Source organism: Neobacillus soli NBRC 102451 (assembly GCF_001591665.1).
In the GTDB taxonomy this organism is placed as follows: Bacteria; Bacillota; Bacilli; order Bacillales; family Cytobacillaceae; genus Neobacillus; species Neobacillus soli.
Genome location: NZ_BCVI01000020.1, coordinates 1 through 18251, shown reverse-complemented (window position 1 = coordinate 18251; position 18251 = coordinate 1). Strand labels below are relative to the sequence as shown.

Sequence of the window (18251 nt, the reverse complement as noted above, 5' to 3'; positions counted from 1 at the left end):
GATTGCAATATTTGGGGGAGTGTGGAAAAACATCCAAAGTTCAAAGAAAATGAGCCATAAATTAGATTTTTTGAGCCAATGTCTCGCGAAAAAGAGCCAATACATAAAAGGAGCCCCTCTTTACCCAATAATATTGTAGGAATTATCTAAAAAGTATATAAAAAGAAAGGATTAGCATTTATAATAGAAACAAATTTTTTACTTTTTGGAGTGAACATTGGGTGAACAGTATGATTCAAGATCAAGTTGAAGAGGAATTGTTTAAAGAGTGTCCGGATTGCAAAGCTAGTATCCCTATTCATAGTGGGTACATCACGTGGTGTGAATGTGGGTATAATTTGCATCCCAAAATTGAAGGCGATAAGAAGAAATCGCGAATAGATCGGCTTTATGAACATTTAGGAAATAAAAGTGGTCAAGTTGTTTTTAATAAAATGATGAACAGCCCCAATGTAAAGCCGAAAATATCATTCGTAAATGGGTTGGCATTCATAATAGCCACCATTGTCCATACTCTAAGTTTCGTTTCTTTTTCATTCGGGATGTATCTATTAACTTTTCAGTATAGCCATTTTACCTGCTTGTTTTTTGGGCTTATTTTAATAGGGATTGCCTGGTTTACACGGCCGCGTTTTGGTAAATTGGAGGACGATGAACGGATCCTCCCAAGAGAAGAGATCCCTGCTGTCTATGCCGTAATGGATGATCTCACAGCCAGCATGGGCCTGAAAAAGATTGATGGGATTATTATTGATCAGAATTATAATGCCGCGATTACGAAAATTGGCTGGAGGAGACGAACCATTGTTATAATTGGGGTCCCTTATTTTGCAGCACTGAGCCCAGAAGAACAATGTTCAGTCATGGCCCACGAGTTAGGTCATTATATTAATAAAGACTTAACCTATGGTTTTTATATCGGGACTGCTCTTAATACGATATATGATTGGTATACACTATTAGATCCCGTCCCTTCGGAGCAAACCTTTGAGTATAGCTTGCTAGATATGGTGACTAATTTCCTGATGAAAGTTCTTGCACAAGTCCCTTTTTGTTTCTATTGGTTATTGCTGCATCTCATCTGGAACAAGTCGCAAATAGGGGAGTATTTAGCTGATTACCGCGCTGCTCAAACATGTGGCAGTTTAGCTGTTGCTAATGACTTAGAGAAACTTCATTATGGTGGTGTTTATTTTCACTGTTTATCAAAAGTTTCATTGGATGATGGACAATCAAATGTAATTGATGAATTTAGAAAAGCTCTATCCTTAATGCCAGAACGGGAGAAAAAAAGGTATAAATTACAATGCGCGCGCGAGAAATTCCAATTGGATGCAACCCACCCGCCGACTACTTTTCGAATTCAATTTATTGAGAAACAAAACCTGCCTGGCACTTTTACGATTGATTCTGAGAAGTCAAAAAAGATGTTTGCAGAGCTTGAAGCGATGAAAGAAACGATTCATAAGATTGCCGTTGAGGATTATCGATATTATTGGCTTAATTAGTGTTAATTTTAACAATAATTTGAACTTGGATGCTTTTAAAAGGATTATTCAACAAACTGCCGAAGTCCATAGTAGATTTGGATAAAGCTTGTTAAATCGACAAAAATAGTGAAAGTTTTTGCCGCCGTAAGACAAATGTTTCATTTGTGTTTTCTTATAATGGATAAAAGGGTTATCAACGAAGGAGAGAACCGTGGTGAGAAAATATCAGCTATATTTAATAGAAGATGAATTTGCCGCCCATTACTTCGGAAGAGAGCGATTGTTTTATCAGCTTTTTCAGGAACATCAATTAGCAAACGGTGAGCTAAAATTTATAACGCAAAAGCAAATTTACTATATAACGAAAAGGGTAGAGGTTTTAAAAATCCACCAGCTGATTCAGAAACAGCTGGGGAAAATCAAGGGATTTAGGGCCGAGCAAGGTACATACTCGATAGAATTAAGCGGAAAACTAAGTACGGCAAAGTTAGAGGTTTTTCAAGAATTAATAACTGTAGATGCAGAGGGCAGCTATGAAGCAGAGACCGCATTTTTCGAAGTACTAAGAAAATGTGAATCTTCCTTTTTGGCGCTTGACCTCGACCATCAGCGCTATGGCTGGTTAAAGCCGATAAAAGAAAGAAAATTTGTCTAATTGAAAGCAGATATTGTCTAATCCTGTTTTTTTTAGTACACTGTATGGTAGACAACACGAAGGAGGAAGTTTAATGGGTACAACAGGAATTGCGATTCTAGTTGGTATACTGGCATTAGCTGCTGGTGTAGCGCTAGGATTTTTCATTGCTCGCAAATATATGATGAGCTATTTGAAGAAAAATCCGCCAATTAATGAACAAATGTTAAAAATGATGATGATGCAAATGGGACAAAAACCATCACAGAAGAAGATCAACCAAATGATGGCAGCCATGAACAAGCAGCAATCTAAATAAAACGGACAAGCACTCATGTAAATCAAGGGTTTGAGTATTTTACTCGAAACGGATTTTTGGGTTAGGAAAACGGAAAAAATCGCTTATTCTGAAACCTTCCCAGAAAAACCGTAAAAAAATGCTTAAACCTTCTTACTCATTTTGATATTTATACCAATAAGTCACATTTTCTGATGAAGGATTAACCAAAAATTCAACAGAAAAGGTGGCTTTTTATTATGAATGAAATTAAGTTTCTTGATGCAATGGACGAGTATTTAGTTCACTGTCAGGCTAGCGGCTACACTGCCAAAACAATGAAAAATAAGAGACAGGAATATAAATTCTTGTCCAACTTCATAACCAAGAAAAGGGGAACTGATGATAAGCTTTTAAAAGATATTGCTGTGGTTGATTTAAAGGCTTATTTCAGAGCCAAACAACACAGGGGGAATAAACCTCAGACTATCCTTACAACCTTGAAGGCAGTCAATGCTTTCTTTAACTGGTGTGTTGGTGAAGGGTATCTAAAAGAAAATCCAATGGACAAGGTAGAAAGACCGAAACAGCCCAAACTCATGCTTAAAGGATTCACTGATGATGAAGTAAAGGCAATGATTGATTCATTTGGCACTAAGACGTATTTAGAGGCACGGAACAAGGCTATCATTGCCATGCTTGCCGACACTGGACTTAGAGCCATAGAAATTCGTACCTTCAAGGTCAAAACACTTATTGACAAAGATAATATAGTGATCATGGGTAAAGGTAATAAAGAACGAAATGTTCCAATCACTCCTGCATTGAAGAAATTCTTAATCAAATTTGAAAGACACAAAGAAAAATATTTTAAAGGTTTTGCATCAACTGCAGATAATTATTTCTTGAACTATACTGGTGGTGAAATCTCCCACACTGCATTATGGAACATCGTTAGGGAAGCAGGGAAGAGAGCCGATGTTAAAGATGCAAGGGTTTCACCACACACATTTAGGCACTACTACGCTGTAAATGCTTTGTTATATGGTAAAGATCTATATACGCTTTCAAGGCTTCTAGGGCATTCCTCTGTCTCTACTAGTCAATCCTACCTTAGGTCATTGGATGATAGGACATTGATTCAGAGAGGTATTGATATTAGTCCATTAATGAATTTTGGAAAGAATTTAAAGGTCTGATACATGCCACACAACTGTGAGCATTCCTCCTAACAAGGGGATAATTGGTCTACTTTACGAGAGAATAGAATTTGAGCCAAATGGGGATGTCTTAGGTATTGATTTGTAGGATAGTGTGAAAGAATATTTAGCAGCAACAGAAGGAATTGAAGGGAGCAGTCAAATGAATGTTCTCTTTTTATTTATATGATTATTCTATATTGCAATACTTTTGTTTAAGCAGTATTCCCTTGTATAAAAAAATAAAAAAGCTTATATTGCAATGGTTTTATTTATTATCAGAATTATTTGACGAGTAAATATAATTGTTTTAAGATAATAAAAGAAAAAATCTAAATTATTGATTGTTGGAGAAGGTGAATTCATGTTTATTGGATATTCGGATGCGTCAGTCAAAAACATGAAAGCGTATCTTGCGTTCGTAATTGTCTTTGAAGACCAAAGCATAATACGTAGACGGATTGTAGTTAATGAATCGGATAATAACATTGCAGAAGCATTAGCGATCAAGGAATTACTATCTTTTCTAAGATATTACAACATGAAAAATGGATTAATCCTTTTAGATTCAAATGGTGTTAAGAACCAACTTAAAAAGAAAGGGAGGCAAATTCACAAATATTTATCCAAGGATACGAAGAAGACGCTTAGAAATCTACAAATTCGAACTCAAGTAATACCAAGAAAACTAAATGTGGCTCATAAGATATGCTATAAAGACCAATTTTTTGAATCTAGCCCCCTCCTAGGTATTGACCGTACGTATTATAAACGAGTAGAAGGTTATCCAGACCTATTCTTACAATTATCTGCATTTGAAGAATATAGGCGATTATTCAATAAGACATTTGCTACCTTTCATGAGGCACAAATGAAGCTAAATAAGAAAATATGGGTAGCTGACCTTGTAGAAGATTTGGACGGATTTACGGTGTTTCAGTTACATAATAAAAGAATTAAGGTTCATGGAGATACCATTGTAAAGATTACTAAGGTTAATTATGTGCAGGTTGGTAGTCATTGGAGAGTGGCGAGAAAGAAGAGGAGATTAGTGAAAATTTTAAAGATTAAAAATGATTTTCAAGGAATATTTTAACTACAACAAACTAACTTTATAGAAAGAAGAAAAAATAGGGGGATTATGATGAGCAGGAAGAAAAGATTTGAGTGGGAAGAATTTATTGATAAATATAACAAACCTCTATTGGGTCAGGAAAAATATGCAAGACTGAAAGTAGACAATGATACAATGATGAATTTCATAGAGTCTGAGGGAGAAATGGCTACAAAGGAGTTAACAACGAAAGTAGTACGGGAACTGCTAAAATTGATAAGCCTTCCGGATGAAGTCTATAATGCTGTAAAAGAGAAGCAAGACCGCATCATTAGAGAGAGGGAGATGAACTCCTTTAGAAAAACTTATGAAAAATCAGAGCAGGAAACATCTCTTAAAAAAGTAGGTTATGTTTACTTTTTAAAAGAGTATCATGGAAATGCAGTGAAAATAGGATGTGCTAAAGATCCAAGGAAACGCATAGGCGAAATGATGTTTGTTCCGTCTATTCCAGTTGAAATAATACACACAATAAAGTCAAAAAATGCACATTGTTTGGAAACGTTGTTTCACCGTTACTTTTACAAACAAAGAATTAAGGAAGGATTAAGCACTGAGTTCTTTGAGCTAACAGAAGAAGATATGCAACATATTTTAAAGCGTAATTTACCTGAGGAAATGCTAAATCTTATTATTGAAGAAGAGTACGAACTTCCTCCACGCTTAAGGAGATTGGAGAGAAAAAAACAATTAGAACAAATGAAAAAGGTATAATAAATCAAATTCTGATTTATGGGTGGGACTATGTTTATTGGCAATACAGATGCATCTGTAAAAGATCATTAAATTTGCTTCAAAGACCAAGTTTTTGAATCTAGCTCCATCCTAGCAATTAACCGTTCTTATTATTAAAAGGTTGAGAATTAATCCGATTACTTTTACAATTTTGATGAATAGAAGCGGTTATTCAATAAACTATATTCTACTTTTCATTAGGCACAGATGAAGCTGAATAAGAAAATTTGGTTAGCTGACATTATTGAAGAATTTAGATGACAACCAAGTAGAAAGAATTGAAGCTTCAAAGCACCCCAATTCACACGAAATGGTAACAAAAAATCCCGATACGAGACAGATATTTTGCTATATTATTGTCAAAATAATACGCAATCCTCAGTGTTTTTATTACTAATCTCGATACAATCTACTTAAGTATTACTAGGAAGTGTTAGAAAGACACTTAAATATGGTAAATAGATGTAATTTCTGTCAGTCGGTTGTATTGCAAAATGAATAGTATTATAATGTAAGAGTTAATAATTGAACGAATAATAAACTATGTAAGGAGTGAGTTTACATGCAACCGCCTCATTAGGAGGCACACTTATACTGTTTTTCCTATGATCACTCATAGGATAGGCTGATGTATGCCTATTTTGGACAGGGTTAAGTGTGCTTTCTAACGAGATAGGTGCATGTAACCTCGCTCCTTTTTTGTGTTTCTAAAGAGAAGCGAAAAACAAATCAAATTAGTAAATCAATAGCAAGGAGGGAACTTTGGAGAATCCTGCGTAAGCAAATCGAATGTTTATATGAGGGTCGTCACCTTTAGGTGGCGAGTGACCGAAGGGAACGAAGGAGCTTTGCGACTGACCCAAATCTTTGTGAGCGAAGCGAATGCCCTTGACCATTCAAAAAAGTGATTGCTGAGTTTTGATGCACGTTTTGGATGGTTCTTATACCTTCATTCATCAATAAAAAACTATCGAATCAAGGACAAAAAGCTGTACCGAATCGGGGTACTAAGGTCTTTATCTTAATAGGTCGATTCGGTACAGTTTTTAGATGGGGAATCATCAATAAAAGTATACGGTAATCCAACATCATAGCTTCATTTTTATAGCATAAAACCATAAAGGAGTTGAACAAGATGGCTGCTAACAATAGCTAAACTTAGCCATTAGAAAAGGTAATCATTTTGTCAAAAGTATTTACATTAGCACAATTAGTTAAGAAGTATGGAAGTGAAGCTCAAAAACGATCATTCAAGAAGAATGGGAATCTTTCTGGAAAAGAATTTACTCTCCTTATCAAATCAGTTGAGACAGAGTGGGAATCCTACACAGTTGAAGGAAGAGGCTCAAAGCGGATTATCACATGCAGTGGAAAACGTTCAAAAAAGCTTGTGCTACCCGATAATCGCTCTAACAATGGTCAAGGACAATTAGTAGGTGAGTTTGAATTGAACTCGCTTGTTACTAGCTATCTTAATCAGATGAATAATAAGGTAAGTCCTATGAGTGCAAATAAGTGGCTTACCGAACTGGGTATCATTGATAGAAGTCTAACTGGTGCATTATACGGTGATAAAGATGTTCATTTAGAAAAAATACAAGAGCTGTTCAGTCAGGCGAACCAAGATTATAACAAAAACAAAATGGATATTGATATGCTAGAGGAGTTTATTAAAATTTACCTTAAGCATATTAAATCAAGTCTTGTATCTGTCTTTAATAAGTTGGCTAAAGCAAAAGTAATTATATATCAGAAGGAAGTATGGGGCTGTACAACCAAAAATAAACACAGAAAACTAACAAGGCAAGAGATTAGGTCCATAGCTGAATTAAGACGAATTCTCCTCAATGAACATGAACTTAAAGGAAGAGATTTATTCAAGACCAATATGAAAGAGGTTAAGGCTTTCAATAAGGAATTTGGTGAGCAATTAAGGGAACAATTGAACTTGTTATTTTACTATGATGCTCATTTTTGCTTACTACAAGATAGTGATTTAGGGGTGTTAGACTACCTCAATAGATTGCAACAGAAGGGAGAACTGGACTTCAAATACAGTTTAACTGAGGAAAGTGCCTTCATCATGACTCAGGTGTACAAGGATATGCAAAGTAAGCATTCATTAAAACTTGCTAAAGATCGAGAAAAGAGCATCTCTAACATGTCTGATTCAAATAGGATTAAGTGTTTAAAAATTATGAAGCAATATGTTCCGATGTGGGATTTGTTATTAAAGCATTTTAAATGTATTAGTTGTTTTAAATCAAAACCTAATGTAGTAGAAGAAGCCGCCACAACCAAAATTGAAATTGATAGTATTGAATTTGAGATTTCTAAAGAATCAAAGAGAACTAATCAAATGCACAGTTCCAAGCCATTCGATGGATTTCTGAAATGAATAATTAATAAATAATAATTACAGGAGTGTCTCTCATTTGAGGCGCTCCCTTTTACGTATATTCGTGCGGGGTAAATAATGGATTGGAAATCAAGCCACTTTCACAACTAATAAAAATCGTCATTTATTTACATTTACGACAAGTATTTAAATTTGTGATATATGTACTTAAACAAGCGTGAGCTTTATTTTAAGAAGGGACTGCTGAGTGCAGCCCTTTTCATATTTCCTCTAAATGTTTGATAGTGGGAAAAGAAAGATATCTTAATCTTACTTTAAACTCTGTTACCCAAGATGCTGATATATGATTGTTCAAGACATATTCCTAATCCAAAATTCTTTGCCAAAACGACCTACTCGGTATCTGATGCTTTTCTCTAATCAATGGTTTTTCTATTAAATCTTCCACTTTTACGAGAATGGATTCAGTATCATTCCTTAAAAAATCCGCATTAGGATCTTTTGAACATATACATAGTTGTTCATTCATCATCCTTAAGATATATACATCACCAATCTCAAGGCTTATTTTATACTTATAATGAGATTGGATGATAAAATTTTGAATCACTTTTTCAACTGTTCCAAGAGTAAACAAACAACAGATGAAAATAACAAATGATAAAGCTATTGCAAAATTCCAGTTAGCTGTTTCTGCTGTCTTTTTATTTAACGTTAAATTCCATAGAATATAAAGGTCACCACCAAGAAATCCAATTAGGCTTGATAAACCTAATAATTTAATGTAATACAATTTTATCTTCTGCTCATGAGTAAGAAATACTTGTTCCAAATCTGATTTAGACAACAAAGTTTTCCCGCTAATAAATGATGCTATTAATACAGTAACTAAAGACAGTATTTCAGTTATTCCCATATAATCTTTTCTCTCCTATATGTTTTTATAGTTATTATAAAATATAAACCTATTACTTCTGAACCTTTTCTTGGAATAATTTCATATTCCGAAAACTTCTTAGGGTTTGAAATATTTCTCCTTTTTAATTAACTTTCATAAACATACTACCAATATGGTATGATTTACCTATATAAAGTTATAGGGAGCAGGCTAATTATGAAAATTGCATTTCTTAGTTGTACAAAATCCAAAGCTTATCAACGATGCAGTGCAAGTGAAATGTATCAAAAGTCCACATGTTTAAAAAAGCTGTCCAATGCATTGAGCAACAAGGTTATGATGAGTGGTATGTTTTATCTGCAAAGTACGGACTGATAAGACAACAAGATGTAATTGAGCCATACGAATTAACACTAAATAATATGAAAGCAGCAGAACGTAAAACATGGTCAGAGTTAGTTCTAAGGCAAGTACAAAATATGCAATTGGACATAACTGAAATAGATTTTTATGCTGGAGAAAAATATCGACTATACTTAATTCCTGATTTTAAACAAATAACTACTTTTCGTATTCAGGATATTTATAACTATTTCTTCATAAGTTCCCTATCTTTTATAAAGTCGTGTTTATATATAAAACATTTAGCATGTTGTATTTGTGTAAACATGGTTTCAGTGTAAACTAAATCATTTCTTTTAAATGGTTTACGACAAACTTCACAATGAGGTTGTAATTTTCCTTTTTACCATAAAAAGCCTCCCTTCCTCTTTAAACATACACTATGTAAAACAAAAATACCTGAGAATTCCAAAACATTCATTAGTTTCACATTCAATGGACATAGAAGTTAATATTATGTGTTATCGATCCACGAAAGAGTAACTCTAACAAAAAGCAAAATGGTTGTTCTTGGTTGCGTATTAAAAGGATACATAATCTACTATATGTTTAATAGGGATACTCTGTTTTCTTATGACTGAATTTAGAGAAGGGGTTTTTAGGTAAGTTTGTTAGTGATCTCAGAAACCATGCTAAGCCACACACTGGTATCCTGTAAATTGCCGACACGACTCAAGTATTCGCTTTAATTTAATACTGTAAAGTGATTGAACATATAGATATAAACTGATGTTGTTCGAGACGAATCACTATGAAGCAATATGTAACCTAATACTTGGACAAGGTTGTGCAGTTTACCCTGCAGTGCAAATACTTGAAAGTTATTGCACCATTTTAACATCCTTGCTACAATAGGCTTCGTGAGGTGCATTAACTTAGTGTAATAAGTGAGTGATGAAAAGTGAGGATATAACATGAAATATGGATATGCAAGGGTATCAACAATAGCACAAGATTTAGAGGTTCAAATTCAAGCATTACAAGCGGAAGGTTGCGAGGTTATATATAAGGAGAAGTTCACTGGTACTAAAACAGATAGACCAGAGTTCAACAAGGTGCTTGAAGCATTACAAGAAGGGGACACATTAGTTGTAACAAAGCTGGATAGATTTGCGAGGTCAGCTGTTGAAGGTATTCAAACAGTTAAGTCTCTATTTGCAAGAGGTGTAAAGGTTCACATACTAAATATGGGACTAGTAGAAAACACCCCAACTGGAAGGCTGATTTTCAACATATTAAGTTCATTCGCAGAGTTTGAACGGGATATGATTGTAGAACGTACTCAAGAAGGTAAGGCATTGGCTAAGCAACGAGATGATTTCAGAGAAGGTAGACCAAGAAAACACTCTAAGCAACAAGTACTACACGCATTAGAATTGCTTAAGACTCATACATACAAAGAAGTTGAAGAAATGACTGGCATAAAGAAGCGAACACTGATTAACAGAAAGAATGAACTAGAAGCAAAGCAATTATAAGAGACTTCCGAACCAAGGAGTCTCTTTTTATTTGCTTTGATACGGGGGGGCATATTTCCACATTTTCATGGGGTTCGAAGTAGGGATATACCCTATGTACCCTAATCCACACGTCACGAATAACCCGAAACGAAGAAGAAAATAAACATTTAAACGGCGGAAGAAGCAATTGTAAAACAGAATGTTGTGGAGTGGAAAGACCATCAAATCCATACGAAGCAAATAAATATTGCTGCTCTTTTTATGTAGCTTCAAAAACCTAATATTTCTATGGTATGATTTTCCTATAAAGTTATTTAATAAGTAGGCTGTTTATGAAGATTAGGACTATAAGTAGTACAAAATTAAAGGATAATTATACTTTTGCTAATAATGAGTTAGAAAGAGGTATGTAGAATGTCTTTAACCAGCAAAATTAATGGAAAAACCAAAAGAGATAAAGAATTTAAAGAAATACTTTTATCAATTGAACCAAACAAAGAAGATTACTATACATTAAGTAAGAAGAACCCATTCTCGGATGAATATTGTATTCTTGTTCCAAATATGTTACCAAATCCACAATTCTTATCTTCATTAGTAGGAACAGCATTTGATTATTTAGCAAGGTTTAGAATTGCACAATTTTTAAAAAGAGAAGATGTAATACAAGGATGGGTAGCTACTAATGGTTTTGAGAAATTAGGATTTCCTAATGATCATAAAAACTCCGAACTCTTTTATATAACATGGGTAGATAAAATATTAGAGTGTATTAATGATAGTTCAATGTCAATTACAAATCTGTTGGAAATAGCTGTTCATTTGGCGAAATTAGAACAAATAGTAAGGAATGGAGTTAAAAAAGAAAATATAAATGTTGATTATCTCCTTTTTGACCCAGCTCCTGAAGAAGTAATCAATGATCTAGATACTTTATTGGCTGTATTTGAAGAGAAATTTATGATTCCTGAGATAATAAGCAAAAAAAGTGAAGTAGTTTTCAATCCTAGATTTGGCGTAGGTTCAGCACTAGTCAGTGGAGCAGATGCGGATATATTTATTGATGGAACTCTATATGATTTTAAAACCACAAAAGACCATACTTTGGCTAAAAAGGACAATCTGCAATTGATTGGCTATTTCATATTGAATGAATTAGCCATAGCAACCATGTCAGATGATTTAGGATTTGATTATGTCCATATAGATATTAAAAGGCTTGCCTTTTATAAATCCAGATATGGGGAGATAGAATACTATGATGTAAATAGGTATTTCCCATATAACAATGTAAAACAAAAACAAAAGCTAAAAGAACTTGCAGAACATTTTAAAGAAAATAAAGGAAGACTTCATTTGATGTGGAGGGCGGATATTGATTATGCAAAACAATTATTAGAAGAAATAAGGAACTGGGACGTTTAAAAAAGGAGTAGATTAGATATTGAAAATTGCATTAGTCAGTTGTACTAAATTAAAAGCTAATTATCCATGTACGTCTAGAGAAATGTATCTACCTAATCACCCGCTCATTCCGACTTTACTTAATTTCCACTCCGAAACTGGAAATTAATGTGTGAAATGGCTTTAAGAGGAAATGAACTAAAACGATATTAACAGGATTTTAAATTAAGATTCATACAAGTGGTTCTAATAGTATTTAAATCAAATCGAATTTAAAGGAGCATCACTTAGCATGGTTATTACAATGAAAGATCGTTTGCGTACAAAATCATTTGTTCAAGTTGCTACTAAAGCCAAAGTGGTAGTCGAAGATATAGAATTAACTAATGAGAAAGATAAAGAAATTAAGAATACATATAATATAATGCTAGATTTTTTCTCCAAAAATCCAATGGCAGGAGGTTGTCATTTCTTTTCTGCTGCAATGTATATTTTGCTACAAGAACAAAATGTAAATTGTGAGCTGATGATCGGAGATGTAAAAGATACATCGTTTCCTTCAATTTTTAGCCATTCATGGGTGGAAATTGATGATCAGGTCTATGATATAGCTATTATGTTTCCGCACTATATGGAAGGACAACCACCTGTATTTGCTGGAATTGATTTAGATAATAACAAGAAAACTACTAGAAAATATGGTATAAATGATAAACTTCGAATAAATGATAAAGTTGCTCAAAATACCTATAATTTGAGTGTTTCAGATTATTTAGATGGACATCCTAAAGGAGAAGATTATCTATGGAAGGATATCTTTAGGATAGGTAAAAGAATATTGAAAAATAAAACAATCGAAGAATTGAGAGAAACATATAAAGATAAAAAGAGAATATTAAAATTATCAGGGGATTAAGATTTATTCAATATAACAGCTTTTTAAAAGGGTTATATTAGTTTTGTTTAGAGTAGCAATGTCATTCTGCTACTCTTTTTTTCTATCTATCACATGGTATAATATTCCTATACACTTGACGGAGATGAACTGGTTGAACCAAATTAAAAGCTAATTGTCCTTGCATAACGGGAGAGATATAACAAGAATCAACTTTGTTTAAGAAAGCAGTTAAATTCATTGAGCAGAAAGGTTATGACGATTGTTTTGTTTTATCAGCAAAATACGGACTATTAATACAACACGATGTAATTGAGCCATACGATATTACACTTAATAATATGAGAGCATCAGAACGTAAAACATGGTCAGAGTCAGTTCTAAGGCAGATAGACAGTTTACAATTGAATTTAAAACAAATTGACTTTTATGCTGGAGTCAAGTATAGGGAATACTTAATTCCTGTTCTAGAAGAAAAGGATATTATCTGTAATGTACCGCTTCAAGGAAAAGGGATAGGAGAAAAATTAAGTTATTATACAACCCATCTAAAGTAATCAAAATTGAGGTGTCCATTTAATGCCAATACCAAAAAATATAAACACTGATCATATAAAAAAGGCCTTACAAAAGATTGAAAGAGAAGGAGTACCAGAAAGACGGGAATCGACAAGGTTCAATCTTTTATATGAAGGTAAATACTATCCACCTAAATATGTTATTTCAATTGCAAACATTTTTGCGAATGGTGAAGAATATTCTTCTACATTGTTTAATGGAGGGTTTGAAACAAATAAGTTTCTTAGAAACCTTGGTTTTACCATTGTTGAAAATAATAATAATAATAATAATAAATCTCAATATGATGAAAGTTACTTTTATAGCGTTCCAGAACTTGAACCTGTAAATCGCCCACGGGAATATAACAGTTACCCTGACCAAATCCGTGATTCTATTGTCTATGAATATCTTTTTAATTCTAGAACTCACCGCTGGCTTGATGAGCATATTATTGGTTTGAATCCTGATGAGAGTAAGGGTTATCAAGCGATGGGAATACTACACTTTATTGGATTAAAGGATAAACATAAAGGAATATTTAGTGATTACGATGTGCAGGAGGCAATAGGTGTCCTAGAACAACATGAAAATGACTTTAAAATGATAGTTGATTGTCTTGAACGACTGAATATAGAGGGAATCCGAAAAAAATATTTAATTGAGGGTTTGGAAGATGACAAAGAACCTATAGCACCCCCAGAAGATGACAAACAAGGGGATATCAATAAATCTAATACAAAGAGTTTCGATTATACAGTATTTAATAGAGACTTAAATAATAAGGAATATGTAATTGGGAATGAAACTAAGTATTACATATTAGTTGTAAAATTTTCTCCACTTTGGAATTTACAACTAAGCCATTATAAGTACATAGTATATATACTGGAAGATTCTAAGCTTGTAAAACAGAAGGAAGTCCAAAGTGAGAAATCTAAGAATATATTAACAGAAGCAAAAAGAGAGGGAATTAAGTTATTACATCAATTAAATTCTGTTGTAGCAATTGAAGATGTTACTATGGTTCATTACAAACAGGATAGACCAAATGCAAATCCTTGGCAAAAGGAGGATTCTAAAGATATTTTGGCTGGCTTGTTTAAAGAGTATAACAGTGCTTTCTTAGAGACATCGATAAAGGATATTGATTCTGAGGAATCTGAAGGAGAAGAATATCACAGGGATGGGGCAACTAGCTATTATTATGGTAAGCGTTATGAGCGGAATCCCGTAAATCGAGCAAAAGCTATTAGGATTCATGGGCTGAATTGTGCAGGCTGTGGATTTAACTTCGAGAAGGTTTATGGAGAACGAGGTAAGGATTTCATTGAAATTCATCACATAAAACCACTCAGCACTATTCAAGAAGAAGTGGTTATAAATCCTGAAACAGACCTTGTACCTGTTTGCTCGAACTGCCACAGAATGATACATAGAAGGAAAGATGATGTTTTAACGATTGAGGAATTAAAGTCAATATTAATCATGGGAAGTAATTTATGAAAAGGGATATTAAAGAAGAAATTGAAAAATTATTAGAAAATCAAGGGTACTATCCTTTAACTACGATGTTGTGGAATTCATTTAAGTTTACACAAGTAAGACCGAATAGTGATCAAGAAAAACAAATGAATTTAAAAATAATTGAATCAAATGTGAAAGACAGAAAAGGGATTTATGTATATAAGAATGCAGCAGCAGTAATCCTTTATGTTGGTAAAGGAAATCCGCTAAAAACAAGATTAAAAAGTCACTATAGCAAGTTATCGAAAGGAAATTCGATTAGAAGAAGGGATGCTTTTTTTCAAGATAATCAAGGTACGCTGACTATATTCTGGTTGGAAATTGAAGAGAAAGAAGAAAGGGAATTGGTAGAACATTTACTTTCTTATTTGCTGAAGCCAAAGTATAAGAAATGGAGGGCAATTTAAGATTGGTTCATTTATTGTAATTGTTAAAATGAGTTTCGGATGAGCGATTCCTAGTAGCAAGCCATATAAGGCCTTAGAGTGAATCTAATCATCATGAGCGGTTAGATGTTAATAATGGACTGCTGCTTTGTGCGAATCATGATGCGTTGTTTGAAAAGGGATTTATTAGTTTTACTGATGAAGGAACAATTTTGATTTCGGATAGGTTGGATGCCGAAACAAAGATTTTTTTAAATATCAATGAAACTAAGAAAATCCTTTTTAATGATGATTGTACAAACGAATTTAGAAATAATACTGAAGATATTTTGAAACCAAATAGAGGGGATAGAAAGTTATGACACTAAGATTTAAATTGGATAATAGATTAATAATACCTTATGGATTTAATACAAAATGGGATAAACAAAATTAAAATAATAGGTGTGGACGATAGGGCAACTTACTTTGAAAGTGAAGTACCTTGCTTTTATTTAGATAAATCAAAAACTCCTCCACTCACTGTGCAGGATATAAATAGTATTACTACTTCAAAAGTGATTGCAGAGGATAATGAAATTAATCAATCAGATATTGAAAAGATTAAGCTATATCTTCTTAGTAAATGTGAAACTGACAAGGAAAAACTATTTTTGGAATATTATTTTGATTGTTATAATAGGTATGATGCGCTTTTGCCAATTCCTCAAGCACATTTATATTTTAAAGACCCGCTAACAGAGGATGAAAATACTTTTGTTAGTGACAGAAGCAATCGTATTGATTTTTTATTTTGGAATGGAAGACAAATTATTATAGTAGAAATAGATGGTGATAGTCCAAGTCACATAGAAGGGGAAAATATTGCGTATAATCATATTATTAAAGATAGAAAACTTCAGCATGCAGGTATCCAGACAATTCATATTTTAAATACTGAAATTGATACGTTGGGTGAAGATGTAGTAAAGCGCCTACTACCAAAAGAAATTATTAAATATTAAATAATAGCAATTTGAATTAACATTATATGAAAACATAATAATATTTTGATTTTACTAGTTAATGCTCCCGAAAATAAGAATGATTTATTGGAGAGTGCGATTCTAGGTTGATAAATTGGTATGTGTGAGTCTAATTAAAATGGGGTTATCAATTAAGGAGAAATGATAGTGCATAAACATGAATATATTTCTTATACTTTAGCCACAGAAACTGCAGCAAAAGTAATTTCAAGTTTTTATAGGGAGGATGAAGAAAGCGAAGTATCCTTGGAGGACTTTTGGAATTGGGATAAAGAAAAAATAATGCCAGTTCTTATTAAACCGCATAGAAGAACTATCATACACATGTGGTTACAATATTACGTTTATGTAGATTGTGAATTAGATATGGCAAAAAAAAACCTAGATAATGTAGATTATATTAACGAAATGATTTACTTATTGCACGAAGCAGAGGTGCTTCCCAGAGAGTATGAACCGATACGTTACAATACTGAATATTTCCGATTGGAATTAGACGAAGGAGAATTTATTACAAAGATAACAGAAGAAAATAACAAAAAGATACAAGAATTAGAGCAACTAGTTTCTTCTAACCTTCAAAAAATAAATGACCTTATTATACATTCTGCATTCCAAATCATTATGCAAAATCGTATGTTTCTTCATGATTTTCATTTAAGGTTCAGTGAAATCCTAAAGAAGAATTGTAACTGGATAAGCGAGCAGTATCCAGAAGATGTTACAGATACTAAGAAATTGAAAAGGGCAACTTATTGGCCTACTTGGTTAGAAGATGCTATTTTTTATCGTGATAAAGGTACGTGTGTTATTTGTCGAAAAGATATATCTGGATTAAGGAATCTTGGTATTAAACAAGCGATAGACCACATTGTTCCTATAAGTTTGTTTGGGAATAATGATGTTACTAATCTACAAATTCTTTGCCGCAACTGTAATGAGGAAAAAGGGAATAGGTCTACAGCAACAAGTGGAGTAAACGTCCCTTTTTGGAACTTAGAATAATATCAAAAAATACCGTCTTCTGAAAAATACTCTCAAATTTATGTGAATGTTCTCTACATATAATAATTCATTCTTTGGATATCAAAAGGTAAACTTGGGATGATTCTAAATGAGTGGAAAGATATAACACAGAACAACAAAGCACATATAGTTGTAATTGATATGCCACTATTAGATACACGGAAATACAATGATTGAATCCGTTCCTTTGTGGCTGATTTGGTTTTACAAGTCTATCATGGGTTGCAGAGGAAGAAAGAACTAAGATAAAAACTCGTCAAGCTGAAGGCATAGCTGCAGCTAAGGCACAGGGACAACACCTAGGAAGACATAAGAACCTCTATTACAGCTGAATTTGAGCAGGCTTATAAACAATGGAAAGCAGAAGAAATCTCAGCAGTTGAAGCAATGAAGAAATCAAAAGTGACTAAGGCTACATTCTATCGCAAGGTCAAGGAATATGAAGCGAGTTAAAAGATCCTCTATGGGGTCTTTTCTTTATGTTGAGGATTGGCGGCATATTTTCCACTTTTTTAGTCAAATGAAATGGATCATACGCTCCATGTACCCTCATTCACACGCCACAGAAAATCCGAAACGAAAAAGAATTAGAATCACTATACAGGCTTTAAATGACAGAAGGGGATATTAATGGGGGCAGTAATCCCTTAATGGTTGTAGATTTTTATGATAATTCTATCACAGGAACATATTAAGGATTTTTCTATAGCTGTTGATCAATAGATTGCTATAATATGGATATGGAAAATGAGATAATGGTAGATGGATAATTATATAGATTTATGCGGTATTCTTTAAAGGAGGAGTATATGTGTCAAATGATTCGAAGAAACACTTGGAGGATAAATTAAGCAAAATCACA

Annotated in this window: 19 protein-coding genes and 1 pseudogene; 19 read left to right on the top strand and 1 reads right to left on the bottom strand. The window is 33.3% G+C overall.

The genetic code is table 11. From position 1 onward, the window contains the following. Positions 1 to 230: 230 nt before the first annotated feature. The 7 genes from BSO02S_RS08405 (at position 231) to BSO02S_RS08375 (ending at position 7847) form a co-directional block, all read left to right on the top strand. On the top strand, positions 231 to 1508 hold the full coding sequence (locus tag BSO02S_RS08405) for a M48 family metallopeptidase (protein ID WP_066065293.1): 1278 nt from the start codon (positions 231 to 233) through the stop codon (positions 1506 to 1508). A 196-nt stretch (positions 1509 to 1704) separates the two neighbouring features. Beyond that, positions 1705 to 2145 carry a sporulation inhibitor of replication protein SirA gene (gene sirA, locus BSO02S_RS08400; protein ID WP_066065290.1) on the top strand — a complete coding sequence of 147 codons (441 nt, stop codon included), beginning with the start codon at positions 1705 to 1707 and terminating at the stop codon, positions 2143 to 2145. A 73-nt stretch (positions 2146 to 2218) separates the two neighbouring features. Then, on the top strand, positions 2219 to 2443 hold the full coding sequence (locus tag BSO02S_RS08395; protein WP_066065287.1) for a YneF family protein: 225 nt from the start codon (positions 2219 to 2221) through the stop codon (positions 2441 to 2443). Positions 2444 to 2661: 218 nt separating this feature from the next. Then, positions 2662 to 3600 (top strand): tyrosine-type recombinase/integrase, encoded by a 939-nt coding sequence (locus BSO02S_RS08390; RefSeq protein ID WP_235846893.1) that lies wholly within the window; start codon positions 2662 to 2664, stop codon positions 3598 to 3600. A 364-nt stretch (positions 3601 to 3964) separates the two neighbouring features. Next, complete coding sequence (locus BSO02S_RS08385; RefSeq protein ID WP_066065284.1) at positions 3965 to 4696, top strand: ribonuclease H family protein; 732 nt, start codon at positions 3965 to 3967, stop codon at positions 4694 to 4696. Positions 4697 to 4744: 48 nt separating this feature from the next. Beyond that, positions 4745 to 5428, top strand: coding sequence for a GIY-YIG nuclease family protein (locus BSO02S_RS08380; RefSeq protein WP_066065283.1), 684 nt, complete (start codon positions 4745 to 4747; stop codon positions 5426 to 5428). 1204 nt (positions 5429 to 6632) lie between these two features. Next, positions 6633 to 7847: a hypothetical protein gene (locus BSO02S_RS08375; RefSeq protein ID WP_066065282.1), complete on the top strand. Its 1215-nt coding sequence runs from the start codon at positions 6633 to 6635 to the stop codon at positions 7845 to 7847. A gap of 325 nt (positions 7848 to 8172) precedes the next feature. Here BSO02S_RS08375 and BSO02S_RS08370 read toward each other — a convergent pair whose 3' ends face one another. After that, positions 8173 to 8724 carry a hypothetical protein gene (locus tag BSO02S_RS08370; RefSeq protein ID WP_066065279.1) on the bottom strand — a complete coding sequence of 184 codons (552 nt, stop codon included), beginning with the start codon at positions 8722 to 8724 and terminating at the stop codon, positions 8173 to 8175. A gap of 198 nt (positions 8725 to 8922) precedes the next feature. On the opposite strand from BSO02S_RS08370, the gene BSO02S_RS27510 reads away from it, so the two are divergent. The 12 genes and pseudogenes from BSO02S_RS27510 to BSO02S_RS26275 all read left to right on the top strand — a co-directional run. Then, a complete protein-coding gene (locus BSO02S_RS27510; protein ID WP_169802733.1) occupies positions 8923 to 9081 on the top strand; it encodes a hypothetical protein in 159 nt (52 codons plus the stop codon). Then, positions 9027 to 9389 (top strand): DUF6884 domain-containing protein, encoded by a 363-nt coding sequence (locus BSO02S_RS28445; protein ID WP_369691304.1) that lies wholly within the window; start codon positions 9027 to 9029, stop codon positions 9387 to 9389. The genes BSO02S_RS27510 and BSO02S_RS28445 overlap by 55 nt, the downstream gene beginning before the upstream one ends. A gap of 633 nt (positions 9390 to 10022) precedes the next feature. Beyond that, positions 10023 to 10586 carry a recombinase family protein gene (locus tag BSO02S_RS08360; RefSeq protein WP_066065275.1) on the top strand — a complete coding sequence of 188 codons (564 nt, stop codon included), beginning with the start codon at positions 10023 to 10025 and terminating at the stop codon, positions 10584 to 10586. Between the two features lie 396 nt (positions 10587 to 10982). Next, complete coding sequence (locus BSO02S_RS08355) at positions 10983 to 11993, top strand: hypothetical protein (RefSeq protein WP_066065274.1); 1011 nt, start codon at positions 10983 to 10985, stop codon at positions 11991 to 11993. 271 nt (positions 11994 to 12264) lie between these two features. Continuing rightward, positions 12265 to 12888: a lasso peptide biosynthesis protein gene (locus tag BSO02S_RS08350; RefSeq protein ID WP_066065271.1), complete on the top strand. Its 624-nt coding sequence runs from the start codon at positions 12265 to 12267 to the stop codon at positions 12886 to 12888. A gap of 194 nt (positions 12889 to 13082) precedes the next feature. Beyond that, on the top strand, positions 13083 to 13424 hold the full coding sequence (locus BSO02S_RS08345) for a DUF6884 domain-containing protein (RefSeq protein ID WP_235846892.1): 342 nt from the start codon (positions 13083 to 13085) through the stop codon (positions 13422 to 13424). A 22-nt stretch (positions 13425 to 13446) separates the two neighbouring features. Beyond that, positions 13447 to 14931, top strand: a complete 1485-nt coding sequence (locus tag BSO02S_RS27920; protein ID WP_066065270.1) for an HNH endonuclease — start codon at positions 13447 to 13449, stop codon at positions 14929 to 14931. Beyond that, the gene (locus BSO02S_RS08335; RefSeq protein WP_066065267.1) at positions 14928 to 15359 is read left to right on the top strand and encodes a GIY-YIG nuclease family protein; all 432 of its coding nucleotides are present in this window, start codon (positions 14928 to 14930) and stop codon (positions 15357 to 15359) included. Before BSO02S_RS27920 ends, BSO02S_RS08335 begins: the two co-directional genes overlap by 4 nt. 119 nt (positions 15360 to 15478) lie before the next feature. Next, on the top strand, positions 15479 to 15700 hold the full coding sequence (locus tag BSO02S_RS26280; protein WP_439951377.1) for a hypothetical protein: 222 nt from the start codon (positions 15479 to 15481) through the stop codon (positions 15698 to 15700). 39 nt (positions 15701 to 15739) lie between these two features. Then, positions 15740 to 16342: a putative endonuclease domain-containing protein gene (locus tag BSO02S_RS08330; protein WP_066065265.1), complete on the top strand. Its 603-nt coding sequence runs from the start codon at positions 15740 to 15742 to the stop codon at positions 16340 to 16342. A gap of 168 nt (positions 16343 to 16510) precedes the next feature. Beyond that, positions 16511 to 17368, top strand: coding sequence for an HNH endonuclease (locus BSO02S_RS08325; RefSeq protein ID WP_066065262.1), 858 nt, complete (start codon positions 16511 to 16513; stop codon positions 17366 to 17368). A 102-nt stretch (positions 17369 to 17470) separates the two neighbouring features. Then, positions 17471 to 17842 (top strand): annotated as a pseudogene (locus BSO02S_RS26275) (recombinase family protein); the annotation flags it as partial. Positions 17843 to 18251: the final 409 nt, after the last annotated feature.